Here is a 19136-nt window from a genome sequence, read left to right on the forward strand (position 1 = left end):
TATGTATAGAAGTCATAATTGTGGTGAACTAAGAGCATCACATATCAACGAAGAAGTTACGCTAGCAGGTTGGGTACAAAAATCTCGTGACAAAGGATTTATTGTTTGGGTCGATTTACGTGATAGGTATGGTATTACTCAATTGGTTTTTGATGAAGAGCGTACGTCTAAAGATATGATGAAAAAAGCTCAAAATCTAGGTCGGGAATTTGTTATTCAAGTTAAAGGAACAGTCATTGAACGTGCCTCGAAAAACCCGAACATCCCAACTGGTGACATAGAATTATTGGTTTCAGAATTAAACATTTTAAACGAAGCCAAATTGCCACCGTTCACTATTGAAGACAAAACCGATGGCGGTGAAGACATTCGAATGAAATACCGCTATTTAGATATTCGACGTAATCCTGTTAAAAATAGTTTGATATTTAGACATAAAGTTACACAAGAAGTTAGAAATTATTTATCAAAACAAGGCTTTATTGAAGTTGAAACACCTTATTTAATAAAATCTACGCCTGAAGGTGCTCGCGATTTTGTAGTTCCAAGTAGAATGAATGAAGGTCAGTTTTATGCGCTACCACAATCACCTCAAACGTTTAAACAATTGCTAATGGTTGGTGGCATGGATAAGTATTTTCAAATTGTAAAGTGCTTTAGAGATGAAGATCTACGTGCAGATAGACAGCCTGAGTTTACACAGATAGATTGTGAAATGGCATTCATAGAGCAAGAGGATATTTTAAATGCTTTTGAAGGTTTAACAAGACATCTTCTTAAAGAAATAAATGGTGTTGATATTGAAAAGTTCCCTCGAATGCTCTATGACGATGCGATGCGATTGTATGGTAATGACAAACCAGACATCCGCTTTGGAATGGAATTTGGCGAGTTAAATCAAGTTGCACAACATAAAGATTTTAATGTATTCAATTCAGCTGAATTGGTTGTTGGAATTGCTGTTCCTGGTGGAAATTCTTATACTAGAAAAGAAATTGATAAGCTTATTGATTGGGTAAAACGTCCTCAAGTTGGTGCATTAGGCATGGTTTATTGCAGGTATAATGAGGATGGTTCATTCAAATCATCAGTTGATAAATTTTATGACCAAGATGATTTAGCTAAATGGGCAGAAGCTACTAAAGCGAAACCAGGCGATCTAATTTGTGTATTATCAGGTGAGACAAACAAAGTAAGAGCTCAATTAAGTGCTTTACGTATGGAATTAGCTGAACGTCTAGGCTTAAGAAAGCCTAACGAATTTGCACCACTTTGGGTTATGGATTTTCCATTATTAGAATGGGATGAAGAAACCGAGCGTTATCATGCCATGCATCACCCGTTCACTTCACCTAAACCCGGACAGATAGAACTATTAAAAACCAATCCAGGCGAAGTAAAGGCAAATGCATACGATTTAGTTTTAAATGGCAATGAAATTGGTGGTGGTTCTATAAGAATTCATGACAAAGAAACACAAGCTTTAATGTTTGATTATTTAGGATTTACCGAAGAAGAAGCTAAAGCACAATTTGGTTTTCTAATGGATGCTTTTCAATATGGAGCACCTCCTCATGGTGGTCTAGCATTTGGACTAGACCGACTAGTTGCCATTTTAGGTGGTCAAGAAACGATTCGAGATTTTATTGCATTTCCTAAAAATAATGCTGGACGTGATGTCATGATTGATGCGCCTGCGCCTATTGACGAGGAGCAACTTCAAGAATTGAGTTTAAAATTGAATTTGAAATCATAAAAATTAAATCCTGCTAAATGCAGGATTTTTTAGTAGTTTTAATTTGTTCAATTAAAGTAAATGACCATTAGGCAATTTATAAAACGAGTTCACATCTGGAGGTATAAATATATATCTCAAAAGAATTTTGTTATTTTATTAAGTATGCTAATTGGTTTATTAGCAGGTCTCGTATCAGTAACCATAAAAAATATAACTTTTGGGATTGAATGGTTGCTTGAGAAAGTTGTTATTTGGTCTCAAAATAGCATCTATTTTATCCTACCGGTAATTGGTATTTGGTTGGTGTATTTGTTCATGAAATATATTGCCAAAAAACCTGTTGAGCATGCCATTCCCAGTATCCTGTTTTCACTTTCTAAAAAGAATGGGCTTATTAAACCTAGTAAAATTTATTTACCATTAATTACTGCACCGCTAACAGTTGGTTTTGGTGGTTCGGTGGGTTTGTTAGGACCAGCCATTGCATCTGCTTCTGCCATAAGTTCCAATATTGGTCAATTATTCCATATTGATCGAAAAACGCGTACGCTTCTTATTGGTTGTGCTGCTGCAGGTGCTATTGCCTCTATATTTAAGTCGCCAATTGCAGCTATTATTTTTGCCATTGAAGTTTTTAGCCTAGATCTTACATTTGCTTCGTTATTACCATTATTAATCGCTTCAGTTTCATCAGTATTAACTTCTTACTTTTTTCTAGGGGATGGTGTTTTATTTAATTATAACGTATCTGATAAATTCGCGTTAAAAGACACACTTTTTTATATTGTATTAGGGATAGGAACTGGAATTGCATCTATCTATTTTTCCAAAATTTACTTTGCTACTTATTCCTTTTTTAACCGCTTTAAAACTAATGGTCAAAAACTTATAGTTGGTGGTCTTGCCATAGGAGCCATGTTGTACTTTATTCCTCCATTATACGGTGAAGGTTTTGGTTTTATTAATGATCTCTTAGATGGAAATCATCTTCATGCTTTAGGAAAAACCCCTTTTGATAAGTATCTCGATAACATTTGGGTGGTAATTGCCTTACTTATAGGCATTACCATATTTAAGGCTGTTGCTATGACAACAACTTTTGCGGCTGGTGGTTCAGGAGGTATTATTATACCAACAATGGTTATGGGAAGTGCGCTTGGTAATGTTGTTGCAAAAATCATCAATAATATAGGTCTGAACTTTCATGTATCGGAAAGTAATTTCACACTCATTGGTATGGCTGGACTTATATCTGGTGTTTTACATGCACCTTTAACAGCTATATTTTTAATTGCAGAAATTACAGGTGGTTATGAGTTATTCGTACCATTAATGATAACGGTTTCTATGTCATTCATCATTACTCGAAATACCATTGAACATACTATTTACACAAAAGAATTAGCCGAGAAAGGTGCATTACTGACGCATGATAAAGATCAAAGTGTATTAACTATAATGACTTTAGATAGTGTAATTGAACAAAATTTTATTGAATTACATCCTGACATGTCATTAGGTGACATGCTGCATAGAGGTGTTTCAAAATCAAACAGAAACTTATTTCCAGTAGTTGATGAGGAAAAACGGTTAGTTGGTATATTGCTTTTAGACGATATAAGAAATATTATGTTTGACCAATCTCTATATAGTTCAACTTCAGTTGAAACTTTCATGCAAATACCACCTGGTTTTATTGATTATGACAAAGACAACATGAAAAAGGTCATGCAAAAATTTCAAGATTTGGGAGTATGGAATTTACCAGTCATTAAAAATGGTAAGTATTTAGGGTTTGTTTCCAAATCAAAATTACTTACAGCCTACAGGCGTGAACTCATTAATTATACAACCTGATTATGAAGTATTTGATTTTTTTGTTATTTATTTTATCTGTTGGAGCGATTACTACAGGGCTTATTGCAGATTTAGAATATTCTGAAAAGTTAGTAGGATATGGTGTTGCTGGATTATTTTTTATAGTATTCCCATTATTTTCTTGGCATCGATGGAAAAACAAAGATGTTAAAGATTACTTACTGACTAAAGAAAATTTGGATAAAATGCGAGAAAGAGAAAAAAGAAATAATTAGTTCAGATTACGTTTCTCAATAAAAAAACGTTTCAACAGTATAGATGCTTCATCTGCCATAATCCCTCCTTCTATTTTTGTTTTAGGGTGTAGCTTGGTTTGCAATTTGATACATCCACGTTCTTCATCTCGAGCACCAAAAACAATCCTAGAAATTTGACTCCAATACAATGCACCAGCACACATTTGGCATGGTTCTAAAGTAACATAAAGTGTACAATCATGTAAATACTTTCCGCCTAAAAAATTGGCTGCAGCTGTAATGGCTTGCATCTCGGCATGAGCAGTGACATCATTTAATAATTCAGTTAAATTATGTCCTCTGGCAATAATTCTATCCTTAATAACAACAACTGCTCCAACAGGAATCTCACCTTTTTCAAAGGCTAGTTGGGCTTCCTGCAATGCCTTCTTCATAAAATAATTGTCATCAAATAAAACTTCCATAGTATTACAAAAATAAAAAAAGGCAACCATCATTGACGGTTGCCTTAAAATATTTTATTATTTAAAGATTAATTTTTAATAATCTTACTGTTGGAGTTAATGAACTCGCCTTTAATATTTAGAACGTAAATTCCTGACTGGAATAAGTTCATGTTTATTTCAACTTCTCCAAACAAATCAACTTGTTTAGAGTAAACCTGTCTTCCATTGATATCGGTTAATGTCAAGACAACTTTACCAAAGTTTTTATTTGTTTTAATGAATACATTGTTATTTGTTGGGTTCGGATAAATCAAGTAATCATTTTCATTAAACTCATCTACACTTAAGCTCGTACAGTTAGCCAATGAAGGATCTGTATCTGGTGGTAATGTAAAGCTTTCTACTTGATCAGACCTACTACCTGACGTGCCTTGGGATGCATTAAAACCTAAACCTCTATTTGCAAAGACTTCCCAAATCATACATTGATCCTCACCACCTGTCAAAGCAGTATCTGCAGCAAGAATAGCATCTCTACCATTAACAAAACCAGGATTACATTGCTGAAGTTTAAGAGCGTCCATTACCACTTGCATAACTTTATTGTTACCGCCAGTACCATTGTAATAATCCGGATCAAAACCATATTTCTGAACATATGCATATGCTAAATCATAAAGCATAGTAGCCCAAATAGATCCAATTCCATGTGGTTGTGAAAAAGCGGCACCATTATTTGTATCACCATAAGTAAAAGGATTAACAGCGAAATCAATACTGTATTTTGCAGTTCTAATTCCAACTCCGTCCAATCCCTGTCCTGCTGAATATGTTGCTATTCCTCGACCAGCTTCAAAATCTTCATCTGAAGTCATTGAAATCATTAAAGCAAACCAGTCAGACCAACCCTCACCCATTTGAGTAGCATTAGTTAGACAGTTTGCAGCAGCTGCGCCACCAGTCAATCTGTTAGAAATTCCATGTCCATATTCGTGTGCAATTATTGTATTATCTAAACTACCATCTCTTTGGTATGGTCCAGCATCTTGCAATGAAGCATTTATTGTCTCTCCATTTTCTAAAGCTGAAATGATAGCTTCACCATCAGCTTGACTGACACTTATGGATGGAATTGTAACATTATCTCCAACAGCTCCTCCTCCCATAGAAATAAATTCTGGATTAGCTTCATTATTAACAACTATTGCTGCTATTGCTCCAGCATTTTCTGCAGCAAGGACTTTAAAACCAAACTCGCAAACTCCTCTACGAATAACTGCAATATTTCCTGCTATTTCAGTACTATTAGTGATAGTATTACAAGCATCATTAGGATCAGTTGATGCCATACCTCCACGGTCATTATCAACCACCAAAACTAAATTAGCCGTTATAGGCGTTGAAGTCAATACACCTCCAAATTGACCTGGTAGTCCAGGGTAATCTCCTACTAATGACCCCGTATTTATAGTTAAGGGATCACCAGGAATTCCTGGTGCAGACCACAAAAACATAGTCATCCCTGGATTTGACCCATCAGATGGCGTGCCAAATGTCGCATTGTTTAATCCAGCACCATCTTGGGCATCAGCAAAGACAAAATCACTTCCTAATCCTTGTCCTGTATAATTTGTTTCTTGAAAATTTCCACTAGCTTCATCAAATCCATATTGATACCAAACATCGTGCATAATATTATTCAAATAAAATAAGTTTGTTATGGACACATCTTCATAAAGAGCAGGTGCTTGATTTAAATTTAGAGGGAAATCAAAATTTAAAGTTCCTGTACCATCTGGAGCATAGCCAGCACCATCATTTCCATTTCTATCTTCCATAGCCCATACATTATTACCACGAGTTATAGTGAATTCAGCACCATTATTTCCATCAGTATCATGCCACCCAAAAGGTGATGCAACATCGTCAGCTGGTTCGCTTACTAAAGTTCTACTCCCATTATTTGGGCTTTCATCTGGAATGGCAAACACATTATATTGAGATCCATCTACAAGAAGTGAATTATTCTTGAACAAATTAAAATCTTTAGTAACATTCTGTTTTGTGTGTCCATGATTGATGTGGTTAGAATAACCAAAATTACATGTCAATATCCAATCTGTTTGGTTTATTATTTCTCCATTTAATGCATTTACTCTAATGCTCCACCAATTTTTGGCATCCGTAGTATGGATACTTAAATCCCAAGCTAAAACTAACTCTCCATCAGCATTAGGAAAATAAACAAGTTCAACTGGTATTTCAGTTTTAGAAACATTACCATTTGTAAACAAGTATTTCTTACCTTCTACATTAATCGTCTCTAATCCTTCTAACGCACCCAAATTAAGTGCAGACACAACTCTTTCAACAGCTGTCTCAGCATTTATTTGTGGAGTTACTGTGTTAACTCTACTAGCTATATCGCTAATAAAATTGTTAGCATAGTAAAAAACAGAATTATCTTTTATTGCGACACTAGAAATGGCATTAAAAATATTAATGCCTTGGTAACGTTGATTAACATAAACATGTGTAATCTTCGTTTTTTTTGAATAAAATTCTTTACTAATTGATAAATCAGCAATGTCACTGCTTAATAAATTGTAATTTTCTTTTTCTTGGTCAAGGTACATTTGTATCTTAGAGCCATATTCTGATTCTGTTAGGCCATTTTGCGAAAACCCTTTATGGGCAAACAAAATTATTCCTAAAAAAAACAAAAACTTAAAGTAATTGTACTTCATTTTTTCAATTTTTTGTTATTCATATTTGATAATTTCACAAATATAAGGAAGAGTTCGTGATTTTATTGCATTAACTTAAAATAATTAAATTCATAATTGTTTTATACGCTATTTTAATAATTTTACACGTTATTACTCACCAATGATGAACAGCTTTTTAAATACCATTAATTCTCCTGATGATTTAAAAAAATTGACTCACGAGCAACTAAAAGCGCTTGCCAAGGAGTTACGTAAATTCATCATTGACATTGTAGCTGTAAAGGAAGGGCATTTAGGAGCAAGTTTAGGTGTGGTAGAATTAACTTTGGCAATTCATTATGTTTACAACACTCCTGATGATCTACTGATATGGGATGTTGGCCACCAAGCTTATGTACATAAAATATTAACAGGCAGAAAAGAAAAGTTCCATACAAATAGGCAAATTCATGGTATAAGTGGTTTCCCAAAAAGAAGTGAAAGCGAATTTGATACCTTTGGAACAGGACACTCTTCAACGTCAATTTCAGCTATTTTGGGAATGGCGATTGCCTCTAAAATAAAAGGAGATTCAAGCAAACATCATATTGCTGTTATTGGTGATGCTTCAATAGCTAGTGGAATGGCCTTTGAAGGGCTTAATCACGCTGGTGCAACTAACACCAATATTCTTGTTATTCTTAATGATAATGCAATAGGAATAGATCCAAGCGTTGGTGCTTTGAAAGAATATTTAACCAATGTAAAAACAGGAAACCAAAAACAAGATAACATTTTTGAAGCTTTAAATTTTAATTACTCGGGACCAGTAGATGGTCATAATATCTCCAAACTTATTTCTGAATTAGAACGCCTAAAATCTATTAAAGGCCCAAAGTTTTTACATGTCACAACCACCAAGGGTAAAGGACTAAAACAAGCCGAAGAAAATCAAGTTACATATCACGCTCCAGGTAAATTCAACGCTATTACTGGCGATATTGTCCCAAAATCGGAAGTGATACAACCTCCAAAATTTCAAGATGTTTTTGGTATTACTTTAGTGGAACTTGCTAAATCAAACGAATCTATTATTGGAATTACGCCAGCTATGCCAACTGGTAGTTCTATGAAGCTCATGATTGATGAGTTTCCTAACAGGGCTTTTGATGTAGGTATAGCCGAACAGCATGCCGTTACACTTGCTGCAGGCATGGCCACACAAGGAATGATTCCTTTTTGTAATATTTACTCCACTTTTTTACAACGTGCATATGATCAAATCATTCATGATGTAGCACTACAAAACCTACCTGTAATATTCTTTTTAGATAGATCAGGATTGGTTGGAGAAGACGGTGCCACACATCATGGCGCTTTTGATATGGCATATTTGAGATGTATCCCTAACATAACCCTGTTTGCTCCTAGAAATGAAATTGAGCTCCGAAATATTATGTTTACTGCGCAACTTGGTCATTTTAAAGGTCCTCTTGCTATAAGATATCCTAGAGGAAGAGGCGTCATATTAAATTGGAACTTACCGTTTAAAAAAATTAAAATAGGAAAAGCTGTTCAGTTGAAAAAAGGTAAAACAATTGCTGTTTTAAGTATTGGAACAATTTCAAACAATGTGGAAGAAGCTATTAGAAATATGGATATTTCACATTATACCATGAGATTCGTAAAGCCTTTAGACACCAATTTACTTCATGATATTTTTGAAACTTATAAAACTTTAGTAACTGTTGAAGATGGTTGTGTGATTGGTGGGTTTGGTTCTGCTATTTCAGAATTTGCAACTAAAAATAATTACAAGAACATTATTAAGGTTTTAGGAATTCCTGATTATTTTATAGAACATGCTAGTGTGCAAGAACTTCAAGACGAAATTGGCTTAAGCCCTTCAAAAATAAGAACTTATTTAGAGAGTTTAACATAATAAATCTAATCCTCAACATAGTATTGCGCCTCAAATTCTGGAGCGTTATCATTAGATATTTCATTTAATGCCAATAAGCAAGCAAATGTTACAAAGAAAATAACAATGGCTCCAAGAATATTTTTTTTCATGACAGTATCTTTAAGATTCGAGAAGCTAAACTTATAATAAACATCGTTAAAATTCAAATTTATTCGATGTGTTGCGTTTTTAGGAAAGATTATTCTTACTAAATGTAAATTCCACGTATTTTTTTATAATCTAATATGGCACGACTATCAGATAATGATGCGACATAATTACAAACAGCTAATAATTGATCATACAGATTGTCTTCATCCTTAACAAATATTTTATTAGCTAGAGCTTTGAGTATAAGCTTATCATAGTTTGACAGTTTTCCTGAAAATTTATTGATTATAGCACTTACATAAGTTTTCAATAATGTATTTATAACACGATAGCCCATAATCTCTTTATCTATCACTTCTTTTGATTTATATATCTTATTGATGCTTATTTTTATGATATCATTAATTTGGGCTTCATATTTACTTTTATCCAATAGTGCATAATTAAAGCTATCATTGAGTATTTTCTCTTCATTGGAAATAAAAACATCAACAGCTTCATTTATAAGAGTATTGATTGCCAAAGCTCTTAAATAGCTTATTCTATCTTTGGTTGTTTCTAATTGATTGTACTTTTTTGTTTGAATAGTATCCCTTACAAGGTTTATCAAGTACTCCAACGCAAATTCTTCTTGAATCAAACCTAAATTGATACCATCTTCAAAATCTATAATCGTATAGCATATATCATCTGCGGCTTCAACTAAAAAAGCAAGTGGATGTCTAGAAAAACTTAAATTATTATTAGCACCTCTTTTTATTAATCCTAATTCATTTACGATATCAACAAACGCTTCCTTTTCACTTTGAAAAAACCCATATTTTTTGTCGGCAATGTGATTTGATGGTTTTATAGGCAAGGACTCTTTAGGATATTTCATAAAAGCACCAAGGGTGGCATAACTCAATCTCAATCCTCCTTCTCTACCTACTCTGCTTTCGGTTAAAATTTTTAAGCCGTTTGCATTTCCTTCAAAATCGCATAAATCTTGATATTCTTTTTCTGTTAATTGAGATTTAAAAACCTGTCCGTCTCCTGTTTTAAAGAATTCACCAATAGCTTTCTCACCTGAATGTCCAAAAGGTGGATTTCCAATATCATGAGCCAAAGCAGCAGCTGCAACAATAGCCCCAAAATCATTGGGTTGATACCCATGAATATTTTGTAAATGTGGATATTTCTCTATTAATTTTTTACCTGCTTTTCTTCCTAAAGTTCTCCCAACTACACTAACCTCTAAACTGTGAGTTAATCTCGTATGTACAAAGTCTGTTTTAGACAATGGAATAACTTGGGTTTTATCTTGAAGACTTCTAAATTCTGAAGAAAATATCACGCGATCATAATCTACTTCAAAACCTAACCGCGTTTCATCCTGTTCTTTTCTTAATCTTTTGTTAGTATCTCCATACCGCTTTAGAGAAAGTAATTGTTCCCAATTCATAGCTAAATAATTGACTTGCAATATACATTTTTCAATGTTAAGAAATCTTTTCTAAATGCAATTTTTTTATCCATTTGCATAACGTTTAGATAACAGTTTTATGATTTAGGTTTAATCTGTAATTAACCTTGACTTTACATTAGTAAGGTTTCTTTGCCGCAAGAAATTTTACAAAAAACTAAATGAAATATTTTCTTCTAACATTAACATTATTTACTACTCTTTTAGCGTATTCCCAAAATACGGGAACACTTGTAGGTAAACTTACAGATACAGAATATAATGACGAACCATTACCGTTTGCTAATATATTGATTAAAGGGACCACCAAAGGAACTACTTCTGATATGGATGGGTTGTATTCAATAGAAAATATTGAACCTGGTACTTATACTATTGTTTTTAGTTTTGTTGGTTACCAATCACAGGAAGTTGAAGCAACAATAATAGCTGGCAAGGTTACCGAAATAAATTTAGCTATGTCTGCAAGTGCAGCTTCTCTAGATGAAGTAGTAATAACTACAACAACAAAGCGTGAAAGTGAAGTAGCCTTATTATTAGATCAGAAAAAAGCGATTGAAATCAAACAAAGTATTGGAGCTGAAGAACTATCTAGAAAAGGGGTTAGCGATGCAGCTGGCGCAGTTGCAAAAATATCTGGTGTTTCAAAACAAGAAGGCTCTAGTAATGTTTATGTAAGAGGTCTTGGCGATCGATACCTAAATACAACTATGAATGGCCTGGCTTTACCTTCCAATGACGTCAATAAAAAGAACATTGACTTAAATTTATTCTCTTCTGATATTATTGAAAATGTATCAATAAGTAAGGCTTATTCAAGTAACTTTTATGGTGATTTTTCTGCAGGTAATGTAAATGTCACTTCAAAAAACTATAAAGGGAATGGTTATTTTGAAGCCTTTATTGGGAGTGGCTTTAATACCAATGCCATTGGTAAAGACTTCGTAAAAAGTGAAGGCACTGGCTATTTTGGCGACTATGCGAGATATAATCATAATCCGTTCGCCGTAATTCTTTCACATGGAATTGATCCTGAATCTGTTGAGACACCACTTAATGTTTCTTTTGGAGCTTCAGGAGGTAAATCTTTCGATTTTAAAAATGGCTCACGTTTAAGCTTGTTTGCAACAGCATCATTTGAAAATGGTTATGAATATCGAGAAGGAACAAATCAAGATTATACACTAGTTGAGAAAAAAGCCTACATAGATAGTGCTGAAGAATACGAATACGCTACCACAACAACTGCTATGGCTAATGTGAATTATCGTATTGATGACAAGAACAGTTTAAAGTACAATTCATTATACATTAACAGTTCTTCAGATGTTGTAGGTTATTTTGGTGTTGATGGAAAAGGTAGAAATAGGGATGGTATTGCTAGTACTGACGAAGGTTTTTATCAAATGAACGTTCAGTTTGATCAAACACAAATGTTTGTCAATCAGTTATTGGGTGAACATACTTCTGGTAAATTAAAATTAGATTGGGGATTTGGTTATAACAATGTATTCTCAAAACAACCAGATAGAAAACGTATCAGTTTAGAAAACTATCAATTTGCTTTGGATAATGACCCAACAACTAATCCAATTTTCTACAATAATGTTGATTATGATAACCAACGCTATTTCCAAAATATTGAAGATGAAGAATACAATGGCATTGCAAATTTAGCATACGAAGTAAGTGAAAAACTTAAATTGAATTTAGGTTATAACGGCAGAAGTAAGACACGTGACTTTGACAATATTCGTTATGGTTATCGAATAGTTGATACCGACTATGCGGTAACAGATGTAAACAATTTCAACAATATATTCAATCTTGATAATTTAAATATAAATGAGAATAGTAACGGTATTTATGAAATAACTGTTATTAATAATATTCCTGGACAACCAAATACAAACAGACCAGGACTTCCTGAAAACACCTATAACGGTAAATTGGATATTTATGCTGGTTATGTAAATGCTGAAATAAAAGCTGGAGAAAAATGGCTGTTTGTACCTGGTGTGCGTCTAGAATCAGTTGAGCAGCGTATTGCCTATGATGTGATTAATTTAGGGAATAATGGGAAAAATGAAATTGGATTTTATGACAATTTCTTTCTGCCAAGCTTAAATATTAAATATGCTCTTAACGATGAGCAAAATATTCGTTTCTCTGGAAGTCAAACCATATCAATTCCGGAATTTAAGGAAGTGGCACCATTTGTTTATGAAAATATTTCAACACGTATTGGTGGTAACCCAGATTTATTAGAAAAAGGTGTTTCTAAAATCTTAAATTTTGATTTGAAGTATGAGTGGTTTTTCAGTAAAAGTGAAATCTTCTCAGTTGGTCTTTTTACAAAAGAAATCAACGATCCTGTTAATTTAGTTGTAGTAGGTGATGCAACAGGAACACAACGCTATGTAAGAACAGGTGATAAAGCAACTGTCTATGGTGTAGAAGTGGAAGTAAGAAAAGATATCCTGAAAGATGAGAATGACAATTCAACATTATCTGTTGGTTTTAATGCCACGTATATGGAAACTAATCAAGATTTATATGAGCAAATTGATGGTACATTCGATTTAAGCTTTGATAAGGATGAGGATGAATTGCAAGGAGCTTCACCACTTCTATTAAATGCTGATATAAGTTATTCACCAACATTCAATAATTATAAACCTGTTGCCAATTTAGTATTCTCTTATTTTTCTGATAGAATTGACGCACTTGGATCAGGACAGTTAGGAAACATTGTTGAGAAAAGTGTACCCACTTTAGATTTCATTTGGAAAAATACTATTAAAGACAATTTCGAAATCAATTTTAGCGTCAAAAACCTATTAAACCCTACCATTAAATATGTGAGAGAAGCCACATTAGGCGATGTTGTTGTTAATTCAGCAAATGGAACAGGTGTTTCAGATTACAAGCGTGGGATGAATTTAGGGTTACAACTAAAGTATAAATTTTAACACAACTATAAATAATAACATTAAGAATAATTAAACTCAAAAAAAAATGAAAAATAATTTAATTTTAGGATTAGCAGCAATAGCAATGCTTTTCTCGTGTGCATCAGATGATACTTCGGATATCATCATAAATGACAACAGCGTTACCAACAACAATGGTAGTGGTGGCACAACAGACCCTCAAACGATCTTTTTATCTGGAACTTACACTGAAGACTTAACTTTAGATGCTAACAATACCTACAAAATTAATGGCTCTTTGATTATGGCTTCTGGAACTACCTTAACAATTCCTGCTTGTATGACTATTGAAGCTTTGTCTTCAGGTGCAGATGTTTATGTAGCCATATCTCAAGGTGCTAAAATAATTGCAAATGGTACTGCAGACTGTCCAATTGTATTTACTTCTGATGCGTCAAATCCAGTAGCTGGTGATTGGGGAGGACTTATCTTATTAGGTAGAGCTCCAATAAATTCCGTAACAGGATCGGCTACATCAACTTCTGAAATTGCAAGTTTACCTTATGGTGGCACAAATGATGCTGATGATTCTGGAATTTTAAACTATGTGCGTGTTGAGTATTCTGGTGGTGCAGCGGATGGTCAATCTGAAAACAATGGAATTTCTTTTTATGGTGTAGGAAATGGTACAGTTGTAAATTACATTCAAGCATATGAGGGAAAAGATGATGGTGTTGAATTTTTTGGAGGTACCGTAAACGTTAATTATGTATCTGTAGTTAATGCTCAAGATGATTCAATTGACTGGACAGAAGGTTATACAGGGACTATTACTAATGCTTATGTTAAGCATGGTGCTAGCCATGATAAAGGCATTGAAGCTGATGGTTACAACACCGATTTCAGTAATGCAGGTGGATATTTTTCAAAACCAACAGTAAACAATTTAACTATTATAGGTAATGGTTCAGCTACTGGTAATGAAGCCATAAGATTAAGAGCGGGTACACAAGGTATTTTTACCAATGTCTATATTGAAGGTTTCGAAGAAGGCTTTGATTTAGATGGTGATGCTGGGGATAACCCAACAGGAGCAGGTGTATTAAGTGACGATTTAATGGTTACTGATGCAACTTTTGTTGATGTTATTTTAAAGATGAAAAATGATACAGGTGAAACATTTACAGAAGCTGACTTTATTTCTGGTGATGGTAACGCAACCACTACTGATTATGCAACCTGGGGAGCAAACTGGACCAATCAGTAAATAAAAATGTCGTTTTAACGAAAATAAAAAAAGCACCCTAGTTGGGTGCTTTTTTTATTTTCAATATGGTAAGTTTTAATCACGTTGTGCTAACGAGGATTTATTCGTCCATTCATTAACACTTGCAATTGCATTATTACTATAATCTACTTCTTTTAAGGTTTCATTATTCCAATAAAACCACTTGCCGACTTTTTGCCCATTATCATAATTCGCAGAAACAATTTTTTTGCCCTCTGTATTAAAGCTGAACCACTCACCTTGTAGCTTACCATCTAAAGTATATGAACCTGTTTGGCTTACAACTCCATTGTCATGATAATAAGTCACATCAATTAAATTCGTGTCTTCGTTAAGCTTTAATTCTCTCTCTTGTTGCGCAAAAGAGACCACAGTTATTAAAAGAGCAAAAAACAATACCGTTTTCTTCATAATTATGGGTTTTTAAAAAAATTATATCTCAAATATAGGGTTTTGTTAATATTAAAACAACATTCACATAACATTAATTTAACATTAAGCTTTTAATAAGCTGTTTTTAAGACTATTGAATATTTTTTTTAAAACGTTTAAAGTTTAATAATTACTTAATATTTACATTACATTAAGGAGACTTTCTTTTTTAATCTTTGTTAGGTCTTAAGACACAAATAGTAATTTCATATAATCTATTAGTTTTTGTCGACTATATTATCATGAATTCTAATGGCTGCCTTTGGCCAAGGCAGCCTTTTTTTATGAGCTATTAATAACCTTTACATAACATTTATTTAACATTAGATTTGGTTATTTGCAGTGACAAAAACTAAAATTCTAAAATGAAATTAATAGCACCAGTATTTATACTGTTTATCTCCTTTCAAATAAATATTTATTCGCAAGAAATTGAATCTCCAAAATTTGGAAAAGGACTTTTTAATCTTGTAGGCAAAGACAGTTCTTGGACTATGAAAATTGGAACTAGATTTCAATTTTTAGCTAGTAACCTGATGGCAGAGGGTCAGAATCCGGCAACCAATTTTTTAATTCGTAGAGCTCGTTTAAAGTTTGATGGTTTTGCTGTTTCACCAAAACTTAAATACAAAATTGAACTTGGTTTATCAAACAGAGACATGTCTGGAGTATCACAGTTTACAGGTAATACACCAAGATATGTGATGGATGCTGTAATAAAATATAACTTTTATGAAAATTTTGTGCTTTGGGTCGGACAAACTAAACTTCCTGGAAATAGAGAACGAGTAATTTCATCAGCCAATATGCAACAAGTTGACCGATCTATTCTTAACGCAAGATTTAATATAGATCGTGATATTGGATTCCAGTTAAGGCATCATTTTACACTTTTTAATGATTTTTTAATTAGAGAAATTTTTGCACTTTCACAAGGTGAAGGTAGAAATGTTGTAACAGGAAATCTCGGAGGACATCAATACACTGGTCGTATTGAATTACTACCTTTTGGAAAATTTGAAGGTAAAGGCGATTACTTTGGCTCCGATTTGAAGCGAGAGCAGAAACCAAAATTGGCCATTGGTGTTACTTATGATCATAATAATGATGCAGTAAAAACAAGAAGTAATATGGGATCATGGATGGTCACTGATACGGGATTTCATGAGACCAATATCAATACACTTTTTATAGATTCCATGTTCAAATACAAAGGCTTTAGTTTAATGACAGAATATGCTGTTAGGGATGCCGATGATCCTATTGCCAAAAATTCTGATGGGACCGAAACCGGTGATGTTGTTCAAATTGGCGAGGGTATTAACATACAAGGCGGTTACTTATTTAAAAATAACTGGGAGATATCAGGAAGATACTCTGGAGTAACATTGGATGAAAATATTACGGGGAAAAATCCAGAACAACAATATACTTTTGGTATCTCAAAATATATTGTTGGTCATAGCTTAAAAGTTCAAACAGACTTTAGTTTAATAGATTTTGAAAACCAGAGCGATCAGTACTTATATCGCTTACAGTTTGATATACATTTTTAATACAAAATGATAACAATTAGATAACATTTTTGTGAAAATCACTATTGATATTTGCAAATTATTTTAAATAAAATATGGATAATATATACTTATTAATGATTGTTGCCCTAGCGGTTTTGGCTATTGCTGATTTGGTAGTTGGGGTAAGTAATGATGCTGTTAATTTTTTAAATTCAGCTATTGGTTCTAAAGCTATTTCCTTTAGAACTATTATGATTGTTGCCAGTATTGGTGTGGCGGTTGGTGCCATATTCTCTAGCGGTATGATGGAAGTTGCCCGGAAAGGTATTTTTAATCCTGGCGAATTTATGTTCAGTGAAATCATGATCATCTTTATGGCGGTTATGATAACTGACATTTTGCTTTTAGATTTCTTTAATACGGTTGGTATGCCAACTTCTACCACTGTTTCTATTGTTTTTGAATTATTAGGTGCAGCTGTTTGTATGGCCTTTATAAAAATAGGGCATGATAATGGTAGTTTTGGTGATGCTATAAACTATATAAATACTTCTAAAGCATCTCAAATTATTTTTGGCATACTCCTCTCTGTCATTGTTGCATTTACAGTTGGGGCTGTAATTCAATGGTTTTCCAGATTACTTTTGTCCTATAATTTTGAAAAGAAAGCTGCTTGGGTTGGGGCTGTTTTTGGAGGTGTTGCATTGACTGCTATAACTTATTTCATTTTTATGAAAGGGTTAAAAGGTACTTCTTATGCCAGTCAGTCTTTTGAAATACTAGGAGGCGAAACCATGAAAGACTTTCTTGAAACACAAGTCCTTTCTATTGTTGGCGTGAGTCTGGTTTTTTGGTCTTTACTATCATTGGTATTTATTTCAGTTTTAAAAACTAATATTTACAAACTAATTATTATAGTTGGAACCTTTGCATTAGCATTGGCGTTTGCAGGTAATGATTTGGTAAACTTTATTGGTGTTCCTATTGCAGCTTATAATGCATTTGAGCAATGGTCAGCTTCAGGTTTGCCAGCAACTCAATTCCCTATGGATGTTCTAGCGGAAAAAGTACCAACCAATAACTGGTTGTTATTTGCTGCTGGTATGATTATGGTTGCGACATTATGGTTTTCTACTAAAGCTAAAAGTGTTGTAAAAACTTCTCTAGACCTTTCAAGCCAAGGCGATACTAAAGAACGTTTTCAGCCTAACTTTTTATCTCGTGGGTTTGTAAGATTTGCTATGTTGATGTCTCAAATGTCATCTTATATTCTTCCAGAATCATGGCAAGCTAAAATTGACAAACAATTTGAAACACCTGTAATTGCTTTAAAAAAATCTAAAACCTATGAATTACCAGCATTTGATTTGGTACGTGCTGCTGTAAACCTTATGGTTGCTGCTGTTTTAATTTCAGTTGCCACATCTTATAAATTACCACTCTCAACTACTTATGTAACCTTTATGGTTGCCATGGGTACTTCTTTAGCCGATAGAGCTTGGGGAGCTGAAAGTGCGGTATATCGTGTAGCTGGTGTTCTTAATGTTATTGGCGGTTGGTTCTTTACGGCTTTTATAGCATTTGTTTCAGCAGCCTTAATTGCTTTTTTATTGAATTGGAATGTAAATGTAATGGTTCCTGTTTTACTTTTACTGGCTACCATTTTATTAGTTAGAAATTATATTTCTCACAACAAGAAAGTAAAAGAAACTAAAGCTGAAGATAAGCTTCAAAAAGCAGAAAGCAGTTCTGTACAAGGCGTTATTCATGAAAGTGCTCAAAATATTGCCAACGTGGTTAAAAGAGGAAATAAAATATATACAAATGCCATCAATGGCCTTTCTAAACAAGATTTACCGCTTCTAAAGAAAAACAAAAAACAAGTTGAAAAGCTTTCTAATGAAATTGATGATTTAAGAGATAATATCTTCTATTTTATCAAGAATTTAGATGAGTCTAGTGTAGGAGCTAGTAACTTTTATATAAATATTTTAGGCTACTTACAAGATATGGCACAGTCACTAGAGTATATTTCTAAAGTGAGCCATAAACATATTAATAACAATCACAAAAAATTAAAATTCAATCAGATAAAAGAACTCAAACAAGTTGATGAATCACTTGAACAATTTTTTATTGATACCAAAGCAGCTTTTGATTCACGATCTTTTGAGCTAATAGGTGATATTCTTAAAAACAAAAAAGAAATATTTAGTCTTGTTAACGAAAAGATTCAAAAGCAAGTAGAACGCACCAGAACTGAAGAATCAAGTCCTAAAAACACGACATTGTATTTTAGCGTGTTATTAGAGACAAAAGATTTACTAACAGCAACTATGAATCTGCTTGAAGAATATCATAATTCCCATGATAGTTCTGTTGAACCTGCTTCAATAGTAGATGATGCCCAAGAATAAGAAAGCAACGTTATAAATTCCATAAAAAAAGCATCTCATTTGA

13 protein-coding genes are annotated in these 19136 nt (G+C 33.3%); 8 read left to right on the forward strand and 5 right to left on the reverse strand.

Annotation, left to right across the window (positions count from 1 at the left end; genetic code table 11):
• The first annotated feature begins 1 nt into the window (after nt 1).
• The 3 genes from aspS to C1S72_RS06650 are packed head-to-tail and all read left to right on the forward strand — an operon-like array spanning nt 2 to nt 3831.
• Complete coding sequence (gene aspS / locus C1S72_RS06640) at nt 2–1756, forward strand: aspartate--tRNA ligase (RefSeq protein ID WP_104734841.1); 1755 nt, start codon at nt 2–4, stop codon at nt 1754–1756.
• Nucleotides 1757–1816: 60 nt separating this feature from the next.
• Complete coding sequence (locus tag C1S72_RS06645) at nt 1817–3595, forward strand: chloride channel protein (RefSeq protein ID WP_104734842.1); 1779 nt, start codon at nt 1817–1819, stop codon at nt 3593–3595.
• A gap of 2 nt (nt 3596–3597) precedes the next feature.
• Nucleotides 3598–3831: a hypothetical protein gene (locus C1S72_RS06650; protein WP_104734843.1), complete on the forward strand. Its 234-nt coding sequence runs from the start codon at nt 3598–3600 to the stop codon at nt 3829–3831.
• Here C1S72_RS06650 and C1S72_RS06655 read toward each other — a convergent pair.
• Both C1S72_RS06655 and C1S72_RS06660 read right to left on the reverse strand, forming a co-directional pair.
• A complete protein-coding gene (locus C1S72_RS06655) occupies nt 3828–4277 on the reverse strand; it encodes a nucleoside deaminase (RefSeq protein WP_104735818.1) in 450 nt (149 codons plus the stop codon). The genes C1S72_RS06650 and C1S72_RS06655 overlap by 4 nt on opposite strands.
• 68 nt (nt 4278–4345) lie before the next feature.
• Nucleotides 4346–7006 (reverse strand): T9SS-dependent M36 family metallopeptidase, encoded by a 2661-nt coding sequence (locus C1S72_RS06660; protein ID WP_104734844.1) that lies wholly within the window; start codon nt 7004–7006, stop codon nt 4346–4348.
• A 142-nt stretch (nt 7007–7148) separates the two neighbouring features.
• Between C1S72_RS06660 and C1S72_RS06665 the strand changes: the two genes are divergently transcribed.
• The gene (locus C1S72_RS06665; protein WP_205527085.1) at nt 7149–8909 is read left to right on the forward strand and encodes a 1-deoxy-D-xylulose-5-phosphate synthase; all 1761 of its coding nucleotides are present in this window, start codon (nt 7149–7151) and stop codon (nt 8907–8909) included.
• Between the two features lie 5 nt (nt 8910–8914).
• Here the strand turns inward: C1S72_RS06665 and C1S72_RS14560 are convergent, their stop codons facing one another.
• Nucleotides 8915–9040, reverse strand: coding sequence for a hypothetical protein (locus C1S72_RS14560; protein WP_262496518.1), 126 nt, complete (start codon nt 9038–9040; stop codon nt 8915–8917).
• 98 nt (nt 9041–9138) lie between these two features.
• Nucleotides 9139–10485 carry a deoxyguanosinetriphosphate triphosphohydrolase gene (locus tag C1S72_RS06670; protein WP_104734846.1) on the reverse strand — a complete coding sequence of 449 codons (1347 nt, stop codon included), beginning with the start codon at nt 10483–10485 and terminating at the stop codon, nt 9139–9141.
• A gap of 182 nt (nt 10486–10667) precedes the next feature.
• Here C1S72_RS06670 and C1S72_RS06675 point away from each other — a divergent pair, with 182 nt between their 5' ends.
• The gene (locus C1S72_RS06675) at nt 10668–13478 is read left to right on the forward strand and encodes a TonB-dependent receptor (protein WP_104734847.1); all 2811 of its coding nucleotides are present in this window, start codon (nt 10668–10670) and stop codon (nt 13476–13478) included.
• Between the two features lie 46 nt (nt 13479–13524).
• Nucleotides 13525–14706 (forward strand): multidrug transporter, encoded by a 1182-nt coding sequence (locus tag C1S72_RS06680; RefSeq protein WP_104734848.1) that lies wholly within the window; start codon nt 13525–13527, stop codon nt 14704–14706.
• Nucleotides 14707–14781: 75 nt separating this feature from the next.
• On the opposite strand, the gene C1S72_RS06685 is transcribed toward C1S72_RS06680, so the two are convergent.
• A complete protein-coding gene (locus tag C1S72_RS06685; RefSeq protein ID WP_104734849.1) occupies nt 14782–15138 on the reverse strand; it encodes a toxin-antitoxin system YwqK family antitoxin in 357 nt (118 codons plus the stop codon).
• Between the two features lie 386 nt (nt 15139–15524).
• On the opposite strand from C1S72_RS06685, the gene C1S72_RS06690 reads away from it, so the two are divergent.
• Entirely contained in the window at nt 15525–16715 is a 1191-nt protein-coding gene (locus C1S72_RS06690) for a porin (RefSeq protein WP_104734850.1), read from the forward strand.
• Between the two features lie 74 nt (nt 16716–16789).
• The gene (locus C1S72_RS06695) at nt 16790–19093 is read left to right on the forward strand and encodes an inorganic phosphate transporter (RefSeq protein ID WP_104734851.1); all 2304 of its coding nucleotides are present in this window, start codon (nt 16790–16792) and stop codon (nt 19091–19093) included.
• Nucleotides 19094–19136: the final 43 nt, after the last annotated feature.

Origin of the sequence: Hanstruepera ponticola (assembly GCF_002940745.1) — a bacterium.
Taxonomy (GTDB): Bacteria; Bacteroidota; Bacteroidia; order Flavobacteriales; family Flavobacteriaceae; genus Hanstruepera; species Hanstruepera ponticola.